This is a genomic window from Acinetobacter sp. WZC-1 (assembly GCF_052544965.1).
The window spans coordinates 62,026-80,505 of the sequence record NZ_CP199370.1 but is presented as its reverse complement, the minus strand read 5'-3'; the positions used below and the strand labels follow the sequence as shown (position 1 = coordinate 80,505).

Sequence of the window (18,480 nt, the reverse complement as noted above, 5' to 3'; positions counted from 1 at the left end):
ATGCAGATTCAGAATGTCCTGGTGGTCTGTGTCGGAAATATCTGCCGAAGTCCCATGGCCGAATTTTTTTTAAAGCGCAATCACCCCGGCTTGCAGGTTGAATCCGCAGGTTTATCGGCCATGGTCGGTCATGCGGCAGATGACAAGGCCATTGCCTGTATGGAGAGCAAAAATATTAATATGCGTGCACATGTTGCAAGGCAAATTGATGAGAAGCTGATAAAAAAAGCAGATTTAATTCTTGTTATGAGCAATAATCAACAGCAGCATATTGAACAGAATTGGCCTTTTGCCAAAGGAAAAGTGTTCCGCTTAGGGCACTGGCAGGGACAAAGTGTTGCAGATCCATATCAACACGATCAGGCATTTTTCGATGAAACATGCCGGAATATTGAGGCTTATGTTGCTGACTGGCAATCACATTTTTAAAATTTATTCAGTTGTTAATCTATGAACCAGAATTCAAAAACCATTGATGATACTATTGACTTAAAAGAGTTATTTTTTTCCCTGATTGCTCAATGGAAAATCATTGCGCTGTGTATCATTTTAAGTCTGATTGCTGCACTGCTTTATTTGCGGATCACTCAGCCGGTCTATTCCACCGATGCCATGGTGCAGGTTGAAGACGGTAAAAGCGCTGCCTCAGCTGCACTACTTGGCGATTTAAGCGAACTGTCCAAAGTGACCGGTCAGAAATCACCGGCCGATGCAGAAATAGAGATTCTCAGATCCCGTATGGTATTGGGACAGGCAATTCAGGATTTGAATCTGAATATCCGTATTCAGGATGATCAGAATACCGCCTTGCACCGCATGTTCTCCAAAGATAAGAGTAAACTCAGCTATCGTACAGACTCTGTCTCGTTTGAAAAAAATCAGTCTTTCTTTGCAATTAAACAATTTGAAATTCCAGCCTATTATCTGGATAAACCCCTGACGCTTAATTTTATTGACAACAACCAATTCACGCTACGCGATGAAAATGATGAGGTCGTCTTTCAAGGCAATCTCAATTTAACCGGTCAGCACTCAAGCCCGACTGGATTCTGGAAAGTCAGGATCGACAGTAACCACCCCTTTGAACAAAGCTTTAGCCTGACTAAGCTAGCCTTGCCTTCTGCGATGAAACAGGTCATTGGGAACTATAATGTTGCTGAAAAAGGTAAAAATACCGGTGTGATTGGTATTGGTTATACTGGCAATGACAAACAGCATATTACCCAGGTGCTCAACCATATTTTAAGTGTTTATCATGCACAGAATATTGAACGTAAATCACTGGAGTCCAAACAAACCTTAAGCTTTCTCGACAAGCAATTACCAGAGCTTAAAAAGCAACTTGAAGATTCAGAGATTAAGTTCAACCAGTTCCGTGAACAGCACAATACTGTCAATGTGACGCTGGAATCTGAGTTAATGCTCAAACAGAGTGTTGAACTTGAAAAAATGAAAATTGAACTCAAGCAGAAGCAGGCAGAATATTCTGCAAAATATACTGCCGATCACCCGCTGATGACTGAAATTAATAGTCAACTGGCGGCACTGGATAAAAAATCCAGTGAATTGACCCAGTCCATTAAACGCCTGCCTGAAACACAGCGACTGTATTTACAGCTGTATCGGGATGTCCAGGTCAATACCAGCCTATATACCGCGCTGCTCAACAGTTATCAGCAATTAAAAATTGCCAAAGCCGGTGAAATCGGGAATGTCCGGATTATTGACACTGCGGTTGAACCGGTCAAACCAATTAAGCCGAGAAAACTGATTATTCTGATTTTATCGATTTTTGTCGGTGGTTTCATTGGGGTATTGATTGTCCTGACCCGTAACATGCTCAGAACCGGCATCAAGGACTCCAGTCAGATTGAAAATGAACTGGATTTACCGGTATATGCCACCGTTCCACGCTCTCCTATTCAGGAAAGCCGGATGCATATGCTGAAGAAAAAGAAATCCATTCCCATGCTTGCGATCAGGAACAGTGAAGATGTCGCTGTGGAAAGTTTACGCAGCATCCGGACCACCATTCACTTTGCGCTGGCCAATGCGAAAAACAATATCATTTCCATTTCAGGCCCGGCACCTGAAGTCGGTAAATCCTTTATCTCAGCGAACCTGGCCACCATCTTTGCGCAGAGTAATAAACGGGTGCTGCTGATTGATGCGGATTTACGCCGTGGCTATTTACATAAATATTTTAACCGTGATACTGCGCCGGGTCTGGCTGAGTTACTGAAAGGTCAGGTCAGTCTGCAACAAAGTATCCATAAGACCGATATTGCCAACCTTGATTTTATAGCACGCGGTAAAAACCCCGGTCATCCCTCTGAAATCCTGGCGTCGCAGCAGTTCAGTGAGTTGCTGGACACATTATCGCAGCAGTATGATCATATTATTATGGATACCCCGCCAATCCTGGCCGTCACCGATGGCATTATTATTTCCCAGTATGCGGGTGTCAATTTGATCGTTGTCCGTTATGGCAAAACTCAGATCAGGGAACTGGAACTGACGGTTAATCGTTTTGAACAGGCCGGCAGTAAAGCCAATGGTATTATTCTGAATGATATTCAGCGCTCTTCGAGTGGCAGTTATGGTTATAACTATGCATATGCCTATAATTCCCGTAAGGATGGTAGTGAATAACTTTTCTACCGCAAGCCAGTCCCTGTTGCTGGCTTTTACAGAAATAGCTGTATATCTTTCGCAGTTTCCGCGAAAAAATAATAGCGTTTCTTATACAGAGTATACAGACGTTACATACTTCACTGATTCAGCTATGATGATAGAATCAGCCCTTGTTGAAATATTAAAAATTGGGAAAACCTATGAGTAAAGCCTTACCCATCGCTGTCGCAGTTATTTTAGGCGGTGCTGCACTTGTTCCTGTTTATTATGCAAGTCAGCACCCTGCTGATGTCAGCAAAATGTCCAAAGATGCGAAACCGGTTGAAAAAATCAGCTATGCACTGGGTTACGAAGTGGCAAGCCAGACCCCACCTGAAGTCGATGTCAACACTTTCATTACCGGTGTACGTGATGGCCATGCGCATAAAACCCGGGCATATACCGATGAAGAACTGCAGGCAGCTTATACGGAATTCCAGAAAGAAATGCAGCAAAAACAGCTCACCCAGGGCAAGGAAACAGAATCTGCCAATAATGCCTTCCTGACCAGTAATGCCAAAAAAGCCGGTGTTGTTACCACGGCATCCGGACTGCAATATAAAATCCTGAAGCAGGGAACCGGCAAACAACCTTCAGCTGACTCAACTGTGACGGTTCACTATAAAGGTCAGTTACTGGATGGCAAAGTATTTGACAATTCCTATGACCGTGGTCAGCCAATTGAATTTCCACTGAATCAGGTCATTCCGGGCTGGACCGAAGGTCTGCAGCTGATGAAGGAAGGCGGGAAAGCCACGCTGTATATTCCTGCAAAACTGGCCTATGGTGAACAGGGTGTCCCTGGAACCATTCCACCCAACAGTGCTTTGATTTTTGATGTTGAACTGATTAAAGTGAAATAAAACCCGAAGGAGAGCAAATGCTCTCCTTTTCTGGATATAGAATCATGAAAAAAGTCTTCCTTTGCGCACCACTGCTGATTTTATCCTCAGCAGGCTTTGCCGTATCAGTCAGCAATAAAAGCCCCATACAGGACCAACTTGGTTACAGTTATGGCTATATCATGGGTCGCGGCAACGCCGAAACACTTCAGGATATCAACCTGGATACCTTTATACAGGGTATTAAGGAAGGATCAACCGGCCAGAAATCTGCGTTGACAGATCAGGAGATGGCTAAAGCACTTACACAATATAAACAACAGAGCGATGAAAAACTCCTGGCAGATTTTCAGAAAACAGCGACTGAAAATGCACAGCAGGGTAAAACTTTTCTTAGTGAAAATGCAAAAAAACCAAGCGTCACCACTACAAAATCAGGCCTACAATACCAAATTTTACAGGCAGGCAACGGTAAGAGCCCCAAAGCCAGTTCAAAAGTAAAAGTCAGTTATGAGGGGCGTCTGTTGAATGGGACTGTATTTGACAGTTCCATTGCCCGGAATCAGCCGGTTGAATTCCAGGTCAGTCAGGTTATTCCCGGCTGGACTGAAGGCCTGCAGCTGATGCAGGAAGGTGCAAAATACCGTTTCTTTATTCCGGCCAGCCTGGCTTATGGTGAAATTGGTTCAGGCGATGCCATTGAGCCCAACAGTACCCTGATCTTTGATGTGGAGCTATTGCAGGTTCTCCCTTAAAGCCAATACATAATCTATAACTCATACACATGGATATAATTTCTCTTGATTCATATTTTTAATTAAATCAATTGCATGAGAAAATGAGTTGTTTGATTATAAAAAAAGCTTTCATTGCCACTTTTTGCTTTGAAAGTTTGAATCAGTTTGCGTAGGCGATATCCATGTCGCCCCACGGTAGGACAACCATCCATGATTCAAAAGTACAAAAAACCAATTGATAACCCATAGTTTCTAAAAGCTCATACAAAAATATAAATTTCACTTATAATCAATAACTTAAATTAAGTCACGTGTGAATAATTAGGTAGTTTGACTATACATATCAATATAAAAAACATCGCACAAGTGCAATGTTTTTTATTTGGTGTTCCCGCGCAATATCTGATCAGTGTCTGAGCTGATGTGGTCGGAAACCGATCAGCAATAAACCCGCCACATAGGCAATCACGCCAGCAATGCACAATGCACCCACTTCGGCAACACGAATCCACTGTGAAGCTGAACCATCATACCAGCTCAGGCCATAGTACAGCGCCGCAATCATCACTGTATTTGCAACCGCAAACTGCATAAACAGTTTTTTCCAGTGTGCACCAAAACGGAAAATATTGCGCTTATGCAAATAGTAATACAGCATCCCGGCATTGACCAGCGCAGAACCGGATGATGCAATCGCCAGGGCCATATGCTCAGCATGCCAGTCAATCAGTTTAAAGAAGCCGATGATCACCACATTTAAAATCGCATTGGCTGCAACCGCCATTAATCCAACCCGTACCGGCGTTCTGGTATCCTGAATGGCATAAAACCCGGGTGCAAAAACTTTAATCAACATAAAGGCCAGTACTCCTGCACTCATGCATTGCAAGGCCAGTGCCGTCATTCGGGTATCGTTTAAATCAAATGCACCATGCTGAAAAAGTGCCTGAATAATAGGCGTCGATAACATAAATAATGCAATACTTGCCGGTACACCGACCAGTACAATCACCCGGGCGGCCCAGTCAAGCATAGCCCTGAATTTTGCCTGATCCTGCTCTGCCTGTCGTACCGAAAGCGAGGGTAAAATGACTGTACCAATCGCCACACCAATTAAACCCAGTGGTAATTCAGTCATACGCTCCGCACTGTACAGCCAGGACACGGAACCATCCTGCATGAATGAGGCCCATATGGTATTCAGCAACAGATTAATCTGAGTGACCGATACACCGAACAGGGCCGGTAACATCAATTTTAAAATACGATCCACACCTTCATGTTTAAAATCAATTTTCGGTGGAATCAATAATTTTTTCTGCCACAATTCTGGAATCTGAATTGCCAATTGCAGAATGCCGGCTGCAACAACTGCCCAACCCAGTGCCATGATCGGCTGTGCCATATGCGGCGCAAGCCACCACGCTGCTGCAATCATGGTGATATTCAGCAACACCGGGGCAAAGGCCGGTGTGGAAAAAGAACCATAGCTGTTGAGAATACTGCTAGCGAAGGCTGTCAGGGACATGAACAACAGATAGGGAATGGTCAGGCGAAACATATCGGCAGCCAATGCAAACTTGGCAGGATCATGATGAAACCCCGGGGCATAGATATATAAAATCACCGGTGCTGCGATCATGGCAAATAGGGTAAGCAGCGACATCACCATCAGCAGGCAGCCAAATACACGACTGATCAGAATCTGCACTTCGGCATGTAAACGGGTGGTTTTATATTCGGTCAGTACTGGAATAAAGGCCTGCGAGAATGCACCTTCAGCAAACAATCGCCTGAAAAAATTGGGGATCCGAAAGGCAACCACAAAAGTATCGAAATCCTTTCCGGCACCAAAGACATTCAGTAAAACCATATCACGGACCAATCCCAGTATCCGTGACAGCATGGTCATCGCACTGACAATAAAGGTGGATCGCCACAATGCCATCGTGTTTGCCCAATTAAAATAAAGTTGTTATTGTAATGAAACTCAAAAAAAAAATCGTTGTTAAATCATAAATGCCGTGCTGCTTTCTGTCGGACCAGCAAATCCCTGAACCTGCTCCATTTAAAATGTGGACCCGGGTCGGTTTTGCGCCCAACGGCAATATCAGAATGCCCGGCCACGTGCTGCTGAATGTGTGGATAAGCCTGTTGCAGCGTGACCACCACATCCGCCAGTACCTGATACTGAATCTCTTCAAAATCAGTATCATCACTGCCCTCAAGCTCTATACCAATGGAATAATCATTGCATTCCTTCCTGGCCAGATAACAGGAACGGCCGGCATGCCAGGCACGATCACTGAAATTGACAAACTGCAGGACTTCACCCGTTCTCAGGATCAATAAATGGGTGGACACCTTCATGCCTTCAATGCTCTGAAAATATGGATGCACGGACCAGTCCAGCTGATTCTGAAAAAACTGCTCAATATAACCTCCGCCAAACTGTGACGGTGGCAGGCTGATATTATGAATCACAATCAATTGAATATCCGCATTTGCAGGGCGCTGGTTATAATTGGGCGATACAATCTGTCTTGCCCCGGTCAGCTGACCATTCACAACCTGAAATACCGGTACTTGCTGCATAAATGTTTCCTGCTGTTCTTATCTTTTCAAAGGCGGATACGGCAATGTGAGCCACAGTGTACTCTGATCTGCCTGTAAATAAAAACTTCTCACAACATTCACCGGCAATGCTAATATAACGCTCAATTTTAAGGGTGACACCATAGGGATATCCAATGAGCATACCTGAGTCCTTGCTTGAACAGTCCATTCAGATCAACATTCAACAGGCTTTACAGGAAGATGTCGGCGACGCTGATATCACGGCCTTACTGACACCTGAGCATGAACAGGCCACTGCAACCGTGATCAGTCGGGAAGATATGGTGCTTGCAGGCCAGCCCTGGGTTAATGCATTGATTCAGGCGTATGATCCATCCGTTGAAATCAACTGGCTCTGTAATGACGGCGATTCTGTTCAGGCCAACCAGGTCTTCTTAAAGCTGAGTGGCACTGCCCGCAGTCTGCTGACGGTTGAACGTGCTGCCCTGAATTTTATCCAGACCCTGTCTGCTGTGGCCACCCGCACTGCTGAATATGTCAGACAGCTGGATGGATTGCACACCAGACTGCTGGATACCCGCAAGACCTTGCCAGGCCTGCGTATTGCACAAAAATATGCTGTCACTGTGGGCGGCGGGCAAAACCATAGGCTGGGACTGTTTGATGCCTTCCTGATCAAAGAAAATCATATTATGGCAGCAGGCGGCATTGCTGAGGCGATCGCCAGGGCCCGTAAAATTGCACCCGGCAAACCCGTGGAAGTGGAAGTGGAAAACTGGGACGAACTGGATCAGGCGATTGAAGCCCATGCAGATATTGTGATGCTGGATAATTTCAGCCAACAGCAGATGACTGATGCTGTCAGACATGTCGCCGGTCGCTGCAAACTTGAAGCATCCGGTAATATTACCCTGAATAATTTACGTGATGTTGCTACCACAGGCGTGGATTATATTTCAATGGGGGTTTTAACCAAGGATGTCAAAGCCATTGATTTATCCATGCGTTTTAATACGCCATAACATCTGTGCAGTACCGTTTTTATACAGATTACAAAAGCTGATCAGATGAATCACTGTTTTTCCCGTGATCTGAGCTCACAAGCGTTTTTCCCCAGGCGGACTGCTGTGTATTCACGTGCTGACTGCGGGGATCATTTGTCATCAGCACAAAGGTAATCACGGTAAAAAGAACAATCAGTAGTACATTCATTGTCGTTATTCCATCAAAACTGCGAATGGATTCATACTACACAGCAGCAATCGATATTATCTGAAGTCTCTGTACAGTTCAGACACCGGCTTTGATGATATTCGGTATCTGATGTCGCTCGGCTGTAAAGCAAAAAAGCAGGAGGCTGTCCTCCTGCTTTTTTCAACAATTCAGGTCAGTGCAATGACTTTAAGACGACGTCAGGCCCATCCAGGGGTCAGAGAATGTATCCTTACCCGTTTCCACCCGACCGGCAAAACGTCGTGAAAAGCCCGCATCATCCTGCATGGTCACAGTAAAGTCGTACCAGCCGCCAAACTCGGACATATCCCACTCCAGCTCAGCTTCCGTACTGACTGTTTCAATCTCCCATTGCTTAGATTCCCATTGTTCATTCAACAGATAAGCATTGGCCCGGACCACCAGTTTGACCGTCTTAGCAGCATCATTACGGACCTTAAGATAAATTTTAGGGTCACAATCTTCAACACAGATCCGCACTTCCGGCAATGATTCAAGCTGTGCGGCTTTGCTCAGATCACCAGTAAAGCTGCGGTGGAATCCGTTTGGTCCCAGCACCCATAAATCATATTTACCTTCTGCCGTATCCCATAAATCATCCAGCTGCTTCCCGGCTTCAACCATATATCTTTTTGGAATGCTGTCCAGATCCAGCTTGTTATAAACATGAAAAACTGCCGCCTGCGTACCAGTATTTGAAAACAGCAACTGAACCTTTTTAGCAACAGCATCAACTTTTGCACTGGTATGCAGAATATAGGGCAAAGCACGTGAAGGACGGACACCCATAGCCTGTTCAGGAAATTGCTGACTGGATGGTCGGGCAACCTGTGCCTCTGCTTCCTGGTCCTTACGGATTTTATCCGCTTCATCTCTGGTTTTTTTACCACTCATTTCAGGCAGTGGCTGCAGATTCGGTGTTTTAAAATTAAAAGCTGAGGTCAAATCACCACTGATTGCACGGCGGTATGCACTGATATTCGGTTCCCTGATATCAAATCGCTGTTCCAGAAAACGAATCACGGAAGTATGATCAAAAACCTGTGAGTTGACCCAGCCACCACGGCTCCACGGTGAAATCACATACATCGGCACCCGGATTCCCGGACCATAGACACGTCCATCAGGTCCAGGCTGTGATCTGGTCGTAGGCGGCGCTTTGTGATCAAAATATTCAGAGGACATTTCGTCATCAGACAACGTGGTTTTGCCATGGAAGTTTCCTTCCTTGTCACGGGACGGGGCACTCGGCGAAGGCACATGATCAAAAAAACCATCGTTTTCATCAAAATTGATCAACAGTACGGTCTGGCTCCAGACATCAGGATTCGCTGTCAGTGCATCCAGTACTTCCTGAATATACCAGCCGCCCTGAACCGGACTGGATGGTCCAGGATGCTCACTGTAGGTTGCAGGCGCTACAATCCAGCTGACTTCAGGCAGTTTGCCCTGTTCAATTTCTTCCCGGAATTTACCCAGCAGACCGCCATCGCCCGGCATGGTATTGCCAATTCCTTTATACAACGGCTGAGTTTCATTAATTTTTTCGTCATAGACAGGACTGACCTGATCGTCTTTGTTTACCGGCTGCCCCGAACGCTCATTGGCAAGACGGTACTGCTTAAAACCGGCCAATGGGTTATCGCCAAAGTTATCCGGCATATTCTGATAAACCTTCCAGCTGACACCCGCCTGCTCTAAACGTTCCGGATAGGTCGTCCACTCATAGCCTTCTGACGAAGGCCCGATATAGTCAAACTCATTGACAACCTGGGCAACATTTGCCGCTGTCGGCCCATTGGTACCGGTCCAGATAAAATGACGGTTGGGGTTGGTACCTGCATGCATGGCACAGTGGTAGGCATCACAGATGGTAAAAGCATTGGCCAGGGCAAACTGGAACTGAACTTCCTGTTCTTTATAATAACCAACCGACTGAGGCCTTTTAAACTTAACCCAGCTGTCCATACGGCCATTATCCCAGGCATCCTGGCAATCTGACCATGAATGCGGTGTGCCATTCACCCGCTGGGCATTCCCTGTGCTGCTGTCCAGGTGGTAAGGCAGAATCTTATTTTTATCACCATCGTACTGTTCCCACACGCGACGACCATTACTGAGCGGAATGGTAAAACGGTCACCAAAACCACGTACGCCTTTCAGGGTTCCAAAATAGCTGTTAAATGAACGGTTTTCCTGGGTCAGAATGACGATATGTTTGACGTCCTTAATAGTTCCTGTGTCCACTTTAGCGTCAATCGCCAGCGCTTTCTGGATACTCAGGGGAAAACTGGCCAATGCAGCTGTACCAAACAGGGTTTTACTTGAATTCAATAAAAACTCACGGCGGTTCATGTCATATCCTTTTTTTTAATTTAATTCTTATGGGGCACAATGAACTGTGCAGTTCGATGCAGGAGGAGTGGTGGTATTACTGCCATCGTTATCATCATTGCAGGCACTGAGTAACAGGCTGGCACTGACAGCAAAGATCAGAAAAAAATTTCGCATTACACTATCCGTAGAATGAAAGATGCAGATAGTCAATACAAACAAAATGACAGTTCAGTGATGTTTTAATGGCAATTTCATGATCTTGTTCTTCTAATTAAAAAGCGCATCATCAGATGCGCTTTAAAACCTCAGTAACAGCAAGCCTGTTCAGTTACCAGCCCAGCGCATGCTGCTGTTTTTTCACCAGTTCCTGAATACCTTTTTCAGCAAGTTCAAGCATGGCATTGCACTGTTCCCGGGTAAATGGCTTATCTTCGGCCGTTCCCTGAATTTCAATAAACTCTCCAGCCTGTGTCATCACCACATTCAGATCGGTCTGACAGTTGGAGTCTTCTTCATAACACAAATCCAGTAATACTTCATCCTGATACATCCCCACAGATACAGCAGCCACCAGACCCTTTAATGGATCCTGCTTAATTTTCTTTTTCTCAAGCAATACATTCATGGCGTCAATCAGCGCAACCGCAGCCCCGGTAATTGCTGCGGTCCGGGTACCGCCATCGGCCTGAATCACATCACAGTCAATGGTGATCGTATTTTCACCGAGTTTTTTCAGATCCACCATGGCACGCAGACTACGGCCAATCAAACGCTGAATTTCCTGTGTCCGGCCACTTTGTTTACCACGGGCCGCTTCACGGTCACTGCGGGTATGTGTCGAACGCGGCAGCATGCCATATTCCGCCGTGACCCAGCCCTGCCCCTGGCCTTTCAGAAACCGGGGCACGGAATTGTCAATACTGGCAGTACACAGGACTTTCGTATGACCAAATTCAACCAATACGGAACCTTCCGCATAGCGGGTATAATTCCGGGTAATTTTTACCTCACGTAACTGGTCTAATGTACGCTGGTCAATACGCATAACTCGTCCTTAACTTTTTAGCTGAAATAAATTAGACACGAGTATAACAGATGCAAAGAGGATGGTTTTGTTACAGACCGGCGGTTTTTTTAAATTCAATGCTGCTTTAAGGCCAGACATAACACTGAATCAGATACCGTCATTTATTCTGACATGCGGATATAACCCATTTAGTTTTCAACCGTTTTTGGTAGACTCTTCACAGTGTCGCTTAATCCAGGTACAGCCATGTCAATCCGTCAGGAACAAAAACAGCACAGCCGACAGGCTTTACTGGATGCAGCCCTGCATTTAAGCACCTCAGGCCCTTCCTTTGCGGGCATCAGCCTGCGGGAAGTCACCCGGACTGCCGGGCTGGTCCCGGCTGCTTTTTATCGTCATTTTCAGAATATGGATGCACTGGGTCAGGAACTGGTTGATCAGGTGGCCCTGCATCTGAAAACCATTCTGCATCAGCTGGAACAAGCTTGGCTGCAGCACCCGGAAACCACCACCGAACTCGGTCTGGAATTGTTTTTTACCGCAGTTGACCAGCATCCCCGGCCATGGATTTTTATCATTGCCGAACGCTGGGGCGGCACAGCATCAGTCAGCGTCGCAATTGCCAGGGAAATTGATTTTCTGAATCAGGAACTGGCCAATGATCTGATCCGACTGACCAATGTCCAGCAGTTTCATAACGCCGATGACCTGAAAGCGCTGTCCAGTCTGCTGATCAACCAGGCTTTCAGCTGGGCCATGTCCTGGATCAACCTGCTACAAAAAACCACAGCGACTGAAATGGAATCAGAACCGGAGCTGGAAAAAATGCTGTTGAAACAACAAGCCACTGCCCAGCTTCAGCTGATTCTCCGGGGAATGATCAACCAGGGAAAACCCGACACCTGAAACGGACATTATCACTGAGCTAAAAAACCCGCTGTTTAAAAAGCGGGTTTAATATTCCGTCAATGCAGGCTTATTTACCCTGACGTTCCTTATTAATCAGATAATCCACCACCTGAGTCACTTTACCGTCTTCGCCCTGAACCACGTACTTGCCATTGACCACAACAGCGGGTACACCAGTCAGCTGATATTGCTGTGCCAGTTTATTGGATTCAGCCACTTTTGCAGTAATTGCAAAGGAATTATACAAACTGTTGAACTTCGCTTCAGGCACACCATATCCGGCAAAGAATTTTGCCTGGGACGCCTGATCAAAAATCTGCTGATTCCCTTCCTGTACGGCATGGAATAGTGGAATATGTGTTTTTTTCCGCACACCCAATGCTTCAGAAACATAATAACCCCGGGCATTCTGTTCCCACAGTTTATTCATTGCTGCCGGTGTCCGGACAAAGCGCACATCACTGGGAATTTTCTTTAACCAGGTCTGCATATACGGTTCAAGCTTAAAGCAATGAGGGCAGCCATACCAGAAAAACTCACGCACCTCAATTTTACCGGGAACTTCAACCTTACCAGGATTCTGTACAAGGGTATAATCTTTACCCGCAACAAAATCTGCCGCCATCGTGTTTGCGGAAAAGGCCATGATCATTGCTGTCATGCCACCTAAAATCAATTTTTTCATCAGGTTTACATCCTCTGCGTTATTTCATATAGCATAGGCACTCACTATAAAACAAATATGAGAAAATGGTTTTGATTCTGTGAACTTTTTTACACGACTCATCGCTTTTTTCAGAATTAACGCTACACTAGCATAACTTGACCTTATATTTTGATTAGAAACATATTACTCAGAGGTGGCTGTTATGTCGCAACCCAACGTCGACCCACAGGAAATTGCTAAATTTGAAGCACTTGCAGCACTATGGTGGGATCAGCATTCTGAGTTCCGCCCATTGCATCAGATTAATCCACTACGGTTAAACTGGGTAGACCAGCATGCCGGCGGTTTAAGCGGCAAAAAAATCCTCGATGTCGGCTGTGGCGGTGGTATTCTCTCGGAAAGTATGGCACGCCGTGGTGCAGAGGTATTGGGCATTGATATGGGCGCAGCCCCGCTGAATGTCGGCCGTCTGCATGCAGAACAGGAAAATGTCCGTAATATTGAATATCGTCAGATTCCGGTTGAACAACTGGCTGAAGAACAGGCAGGACAATACGATGTCGTCACCTGCATGGAAATGCTTGAACACGTCCCGGATCCTGCATCCATTATCCAGGCCTGCCAGAAACTAGCCAGACCGGGAGGCCATGTCTTCTTTTCCACCATCAACCGTAATCCGAAAGCCTATTTATTTGCCATTATTGGCGCAGAATATGTACTGTCCCTGCTGAAAAGAGGCACTCATGACTACCATAAATTCATTAAGCCCTCGGAACTTGCGCATGACATCCGCAATGCCGGACTGACCCTGAAGGACATGACCGGTCTGCATTATAATCCGCTGACAAAACACTATTGGCTGGCGCCCAATGTTGATGTGAACTATATGGTTTACACCATCAATGGGGATGCTTCATGAAAGCGGTATTATTTGATCTGGATGGTACGCTGATTGACACCGCAGCAGACTTCATTCGCATCATTCAGGACATGTGCCGGGCTGAAGGCCGGGAAGTTGTGGCCGCTGATCTGATTCGCAGTCAGGTTTCAGAAGGTGCCCGCGCCATGGTCAGTCTGGTGTACCCTGAACTGAATATCGATGACCCGGTATTCCTGACACATCGCCAGCATTTCCTGGACTTATATGGTGCTGATATTGCGGTGGATACAGATCTGTTTGAAGGCATGAATCCGTTGCTGGAAGCACTGGAAGCACATGACATTCCCTGGGGCATTGTCACCAATAAACCCCGTGAATTAAGCAGGTCGCTGCTCAGTGCACTGAATCTGACAGAACGCTGTGCCGTACTGGTCTGCCCGGAAGACGTCAGCCGGACCAAACCGGATCCCGAACCCATGCACCTGGCGGCCCGTCAGTTAAACATTCCGGCAGAACAGATCATTTACGCAGGCGATCATCCCCGTGATATCGACGCTGGCCGCAACGCGGATATGTATACCATTCTTGCTGCTTACGGTTATTTACCATTGCAGCACAAAGATGACTTAGATGCCTGGCAGGCAGACTGTATAGTCAATAATGTAGCAGAACTATATCAGGTCATTCAGCAATTGACCGGTTTTGCACAGCCAGCCACTGCATAGCTTCAGTCCAGGTGATCCATGCATCATGAAACCACAGGAGGTCTCTTATGAAATATTCAGAATACCAGCCTCGTCCTGATTTACTGAAAGATAAAATTATCCTGATCACCGGTGCAGGAGACGGCATTGGACGTGCAGCTGCCATCAGCTTTGCCCTGCATGGTGCAACCGTGGTACTGCATGGCCGTACGCTGAATAAGCTCGAAGTCATTTATGACGAAATTGAGAGTCTGGGTGCACCCCAGCCTGCAATTTTGCCTTTACAGCTGTCCACGGCGTCACCCCGGGATTATGAGCTGTTATATACCACCCTTGAACAACAGTTTGGCCGCCTGGATGGCATTCTGCATAATGCCGGAACGCTGGGTGAACGAGTCGAACTGGCGCACTATCCGGTAGAAACCTGGGACGATGTCATGGCCGTCAATCTGCGCGCACCGTTTGTCCTCACCCAGGAGTTGCTGCCTTTACTGCAGAAATCTGAACATGCCTCAGTGGTCTTTGCCAGTTCCGGCGTGGGTCGTGAAGCCAGGGCCAGATGGGGTGCTTATTCTATTTCCAAAATTGCCATAGAAGCTGTCAGCAAGATTTTTGCTTCAGAAGGTGTCTATCCGAATATCCGTTTTAACTGCATTAATCCCGGCGGTACACGCACTGCCATGCGGGCAAAGGCCTATCCGGAAGAAGACCCCAAAACCCTGCCGACACCAGAGTCGATTCTGCCGGCCTATCTTTATTTGATGGGCGAAGACAGTCTGCACATGAATGGTGAAAGTATTGACGCTCAGGATTAGTATTCGCTGATTCGATCCTGTGCCGCATCATATTCAGTACAGATTACCAACTGGTAAGCCCTGTTCTCATCCATCCACATGAAAACGTTTCCAGACGCATCAGGCAGATGCTTTTTCAGACAGTTCCTGTCAATTTTAAAAACATTTACAATTTTGTCTGAATTTTAGCCGCACTGGATCAGAAGCCCTGAATGTTTGCCAAATCGGGGCTTTGACGCTACCCTTAAGAGACTGCAGGACGATATATTCTTATTATCTCTGTATTTTTAAATGAATTGCTGGATTTTCTTCACAGTTTCTCTGCAATTTAGCAGTACATTAATAGTGTGAAAAGTAACAAATACCAGCATCAACGGGGGCTAAACATGAAAAAGATAGCTGCAATCCTGGCCATTTCTTTCAGTGCACTGATGGCAAGTCATCTTGCCCATGCCGGTCCTCATCATGGTCAGGGGCCCGGTCAGCGCGGGTTCGACAAAAAAAATTACCGTGATTTTCAGCCGAATGATGACGGGATCAGAGAACAGCGCCGGGAGCGGGAAGAACGCGGTGTCCGCCGTTTGCAACAGCACAGATGGCAGACCGGTTATGTGATGCCACAGCATTATCGTGGAGACCGCTATAAAGTGGACTATAAGGACAGTAACCTGCCCAGACCTTCCCGTAACCAGCAATGGTATAAAATCAACAATGACTATATTCTGATTGATTCAGAGAGTAACAATATCGTCGGCATTCAGGGAATGTAAAACCATTCCCGGATAGAGCAGCACCGACCAACCCGGATACGATGTCCGGGTTTTTGCAATTTTTCAGGCCACTGCCAGCACCTTCATGAAATCTTCACGAAGTTCACAAATGACTGTCATGCCTTCACTGTTTATCTCAAATTTTTATGTAATCTGGTTTCATCGGAAAAAATATCAGTTCAACGTTCAGGTGAATCAAATGAAACAGCTTCTTACAGCAATCACATTATCGCTCAGTGCCCTGATGGCAAGCTCAGTCATGGCAGCACCCTACGCCTCCCACCACCAGCATGAATCCCGTTATGCCCAGCAGCAACGAGAACGTACATACAGCAACAGTCACCGTTATAATCAATATGACCGCTATAAACGGGTGAACCCAGGCCGTGAGTGGCGTTCAGGGCAGTATTTGCCAAACCAGTTCACGTCTTCACGTTATGTGGTGAATTATCGTCATTATCAACATTTACCCAGACCGGGTCGCAACCAGCAATGGCTGAAAATCAATGGGGACTATGTGCTGGTCAATGCACGCAATCATCGTATTATCCGGATCATTGGCTGAACCTGATTTGCACATAACAACCGGACACCCGCATAAACTGCGGGTGTTTTTTCAGTGACACTGTTCCATCCATGCTGTTTTTGTTTAGAATCAGGGAATATCAATCATTGATTCTGAGACAGGCATGCAAGCGGATTCACTGGACACAACACAAAGTACAGCACAGCACTATGTACACTGGTTTCGCCATTCTGCTCCGTATATCAATGCGCACCGCAATAAAACATTTGTACTGATGTTTGATGGTGAAGCGGTCCGCCATGAAAATTTTAAGCATATCATTCATGATATTGCCCTGCTACACTCGCTGGGTATCCGCCTGATTCTGGTACACGGCGCCCGCCCACAGATTAATGACAATCTGCATGAAAAAAACCTGCATAGTCCTTTTCATCACAACCGCCGGGTGACCACCCGTGAGTCACTGGGCTGTGTCATGAATGCCGTGGGCTCAATCCGACTGGAAATTGAAGCATTACTGTCCATGGGACTGGCCAACTCTCCCATGTATGGTGCACGCATGGATGTGGTGTCCGGTAACTTTGTGACCGCAAAACCCTACGGAATCCGGGATGGGGTGGATTTTCAGCTGACCGGTGAAGTCCGCAGTATTGATACTGAAGCCATTCAGAGACACCTGGCCAGTCATAACCTTGTGCTGCTGGGACCAACCGGTTATTCCACCACCGGAGAAGTCTTTAACCTGCTTGCCGAAGAGGTCGCCACCACCACGGCCATCCATTTAAAAGCCGATAAATTGATCTTTCTGGGCAATCAGCAGGGACTGCTGAATGAACATGGTCATCTGCTGCGCGAAATCAGTCCTCATCAACTGGATCAGCATATTGTCAAATATCAGGACTCCAATTTTGACATTGCACTGCATCTGCATAATGCCAGGACGGCGTCACTGAATGGGGTCAATCGGGTCCACCTGCTTTCATATACCTATGATGGCGCGCTGATTGAAGAGCTGTTTACCCGGGATGGTATTGGGACCATGATTACCGACGCCCATTATGAAGAAGTCCGCATGGCCGGTATTGCCGATGTCGGCGGACTGATGAATTTATTGCGCCCTCTTGAGGAGGAAGGCATTCTGGTTTACCGCTCCCGGGAACTGCTGGAAAATGAAATTGACCGATTTGCCGTGATCGAACGGGATGGCACCGTGCTGGCCTGTGCTGCACTCTATCCTGTACCGGAAGCTGACAGTGATCTGAAATCTGCTGAAATCGCCTGTGTGGCCGTACACCCGGGTTACCGCAAATCCAACCGGGGCAGCCAGATTCTGTCTTTCCTGGAAGACAAGGCCCGCCAGATGGGCTTTCAGCAATTATTTGTGCTGACCACACGTACAGCCCACTGGTTCCTGGAACATGGCTTTACTGCTGCCAGTGTGGATGATCTGCCGGAAACGCGTCAGGCCCTCTACAATTATCAGCGTAATTCACTGGTCTTTAAGAAATCCATCTAAGCTGCTTTCAGTTTTTTATCTGAATTTGTGCTATGCATATTTAAAAACCACGCAGTGCCAGACCTGTACAGCCATGCAGGTCTGAGCCGGATGGCTCCGTTTAATGCATTTTTAATATAAATATCAAAACCATGTACCTCAAAAAATAAACAGCCCATCTCTTCTGGTCATGCATATTTTCAGCTAAGCATTGCATTTTTTACTTTATCTTTTTTATTCACTAATAAATCCTGAAAACTTATTTTTTATGCAATCAAAAGCCGATTAGCGTATCTGTTCATTCATCCA

At 46.3% G+C, this 18,480-nt stretch carries 18 protein-coding genes; 12 read left to right on the top strand and 6 right to left on the bottom strand.

The features are described 5' to 3' along the window. The 4 genes from ACT6PV_RS00350 (at position 1) to ACT6PV_RS00335 (ending at position 4,270) form a co-directional block, all read left to right on the top strand. Complete coding sequence (locus ACT6PV_RS00350) at positions 1 to 429, top strand: low molecular weight protein-tyrosine-phosphatase (protein ID WP_445114557.1); 429 nt, start codon at positions 1 to 3, stop codon at positions 427 to 429. 21 nt (positions 430 to 450) lie between these two features. Then, the gene (locus ACT6PV_RS00345) at positions 451 to 2,652 is read left to right on the top strand and encodes a polysaccharide biosynthesis tyrosine autokinase (RefSeq protein ID WP_445114556.1); all 2,202 of its coding nucleotides are present in this window, start codon (positions 451 to 453) and stop codon (positions 2,650 to 2,652) included. Between the two features lie 182 nt (positions 2,653 to 2,834). After that, complete coding sequence (locus tag ACT6PV_RS00340) at positions 2,835 to 3,536, top strand: FKBP-type peptidyl-prolyl cis-trans isomerase (RefSeq protein WP_445114555.1); 702 nt, start codon at positions 2,835 to 2,837, stop codon at positions 3,534 to 3,536. 44 nt (positions 3,537 to 3,580) lie between these two features. After that, positions 3,581 to 4,270 carry an FKBP-type peptidyl-prolyl cis-trans isomerase gene (locus ACT6PV_RS00335; RefSeq protein ID WP_445114554.1) on the top strand — a complete coding sequence of 230 codons (690 nt, stop codon included), beginning with the start codon at positions 3,581 to 3,583 and terminating at the stop codon, positions 4,268 to 4,270. A 388-nt stretch (positions 4,271 to 4,658) separates the two neighbouring features. Here the strand turns inward: ACT6PV_RS00335 and murJ are convergent, their stop codons facing one another. Both murJ and ampD read right to left on the bottom strand, forming a co-directional pair. Further along, positions 4,659 to 6,200, bottom strand: coding sequence for a murein biosynthesis integral membrane protein MurJ (gene murJ, locus ACT6PV_RS00330; protein ID WP_445114553.1), 1,542 nt, complete (start codon positions 6,198 to 6,200; stop codon positions 4,659 to 4,661). 65 nt (positions 6,201 to 6,265) lie between these two features. Continuing rightward, positions 6,266 to 6,847, bottom strand: coding sequence for a 1,6-anhydro-N-acetylmuramyl-L-alanine amidase AmpD (gene ampD, locus ACT6PV_RS00325; protein ID WP_445114552.1), 582 nt, complete (start codon positions 6,845 to 6,847; stop codon positions 6,266 to 6,268). A gap of 155 nt (positions 6,848 to 7,002) precedes the next feature. On the opposite strand from ampD, the gene nadC reads away from it, so the two are divergent. Beyond that, positions 7,003 to 7,851: a carboxylating nicotinate-nucleotide diphosphorylase gene (gene nadC / locus ACT6PV_RS00320; RefSeq protein WP_445114551.1), complete on the top strand. Its 849-nt coding sequence runs from the start codon at positions 7,003 to 7,005 to the stop codon at positions 7,849 to 7,851. A gap of 28 nt (positions 7,852 to 7,879) precedes the next feature. Here the strand turns inward: nadC and ACT6PV_RS00315 are convergent, their stop codons facing one another. From ACT6PV_RS00315 to rph, 3 genes are all read right to left on the bottom strand, one after another. Further along, a complete protein-coding gene (locus ACT6PV_RS00315; RefSeq protein ID WP_445114550.1) occupies positions 7,880 to 8,041 on the bottom strand; it encodes an ABZJ_00068 family colistin stress protein in 162 nt (53 codons plus the stop codon). A gap of 189 nt (positions 8,042 to 8,230) precedes the next feature. Further along, positions 8,231 to 10,417 carry a phosphocholine-specific phospholipase C gene (locus ACT6PV_RS00310; protein ID WP_445114549.1) on the bottom strand — a complete coding sequence of 729 codons (2,187 nt, stop codon included), beginning with the start codon at positions 10,415 to 10,417 and terminating at the stop codon, positions 8,231 to 8,233. A gap of 310 nt (positions 10,418 to 10,727) precedes the next feature. Further along, a complete protein-coding gene (gene rph / locus ACT6PV_RS00305; RefSeq protein WP_445114548.1) occupies positions 10,728 to 11,444 on the bottom strand; it encodes a ribonuclease PH in 717 nt (238 codons plus the stop codon). Between the two features lie 228 nt (positions 11,445 to 11,672). Between rph and ACT6PV_RS00300 the strand changes: the two genes are divergently transcribed. Further along, positions 11,673 to 12,332 carry a TetR family transcriptional regulator gene (locus tag ACT6PV_RS00300; protein ID WP_445114547.1) on the top strand — a complete coding sequence of 220 codons (660 nt, stop codon included), beginning with the start codon at positions 11,673 to 11,675 and terminating at the stop codon, positions 12,330 to 12,332. A gap of 70 nt (positions 12,333 to 12,402) precedes the next feature. Here ACT6PV_RS00300 and ACT6PV_RS00295 read toward each other — a convergent pair whose 3' ends face one another. Next, the gene (locus ACT6PV_RS00295; protein ID WP_445114546.1) at positions 12,403 to 13,020 is read right to left on the bottom strand and encodes a thiol:disulfide interchange protein DsbA/DsbL; all 618 of its coding nucleotides are present in this window, start codon (positions 13,018 to 13,020) and stop codon (positions 12,403 to 12,405) included. Between the two features lie 184 nt (positions 13,021 to 13,204). Here ACT6PV_RS00295 and ubiG point away from each other — a divergent pair, with 184 nt between their 5' ends. The 6 genes from ubiG (at position 13,205) to argA (ending at position 18,192) form a co-directional block, all read left to right on the top strand. Beyond that, a complete protein-coding gene (ubiG, locus tag ACT6PV_RS00290) occupies positions 13,205 to 13,921 on the top strand; it encodes a bifunctional 2-polyprenyl-6-hydroxyphenol methylase/3-demethylubiquinol 3-O-methyltransferase UbiG (RefSeq protein ID WP_445114545.1) in 717 nt (238 codons plus the stop codon). After that, the gene (locus ACT6PV_RS00285; protein WP_445114544.1) at positions 13,918 to 14,607 is read left to right on the top strand and encodes an HAD family hydrolase; all 690 of its coding nucleotides are present in this window, start codon (positions 13,918 to 13,920) and stop codon (positions 14,605 to 14,607) included. Before ubiG ends, ACT6PV_RS00285 begins: the two co-directional genes overlap by 4 nt. Before the next feature lie 47 nt (positions 14,608 to 14,654). After that, positions 14,655 to 15,401, top strand: a complete 747-nt coding sequence (locus ACT6PV_RS00280; RefSeq protein WP_445114543.1) for a YciK family oxidoreductase — start codon at positions 14,655 to 14,657, stop codon at positions 15,399 to 15,401. Between the two features lie 365 nt (positions 15,402 to 15,766). Next, positions 15,767 to 16,150, top strand: coding sequence for an RcnB family protein (locus ACT6PV_RS00275; RefSeq protein ID WP_445114542.1), 384 nt, complete (start codon positions 15,767 to 15,769; stop codon positions 16,148 to 16,150). Between the two features lie 199 nt (positions 16,151 to 16,349). Continuing rightward, positions 16,350 to 16,715 (top strand): RcnB family protein, encoded by a 366-nt coding sequence (locus ACT6PV_RS00270; RefSeq protein ID WP_445114541.1) that lies wholly within the window; start codon positions 16,350 to 16,352, stop codon positions 16,713 to 16,715. 124 nt (positions 16,716 to 16,839) lie between these two features. Next, positions 16,840 to 18,192, top strand: coding sequence for an amino-acid N-acetyltransferase (gene argA / locus ACT6PV_RS00265; RefSeq protein WP_445114540.1), 1,353 nt, complete (start codon positions 16,840 to 16,842; stop codon positions 18,190 to 18,192). Positions 18,193 to 18,480 lie beyond the last annotated feature (288 nt).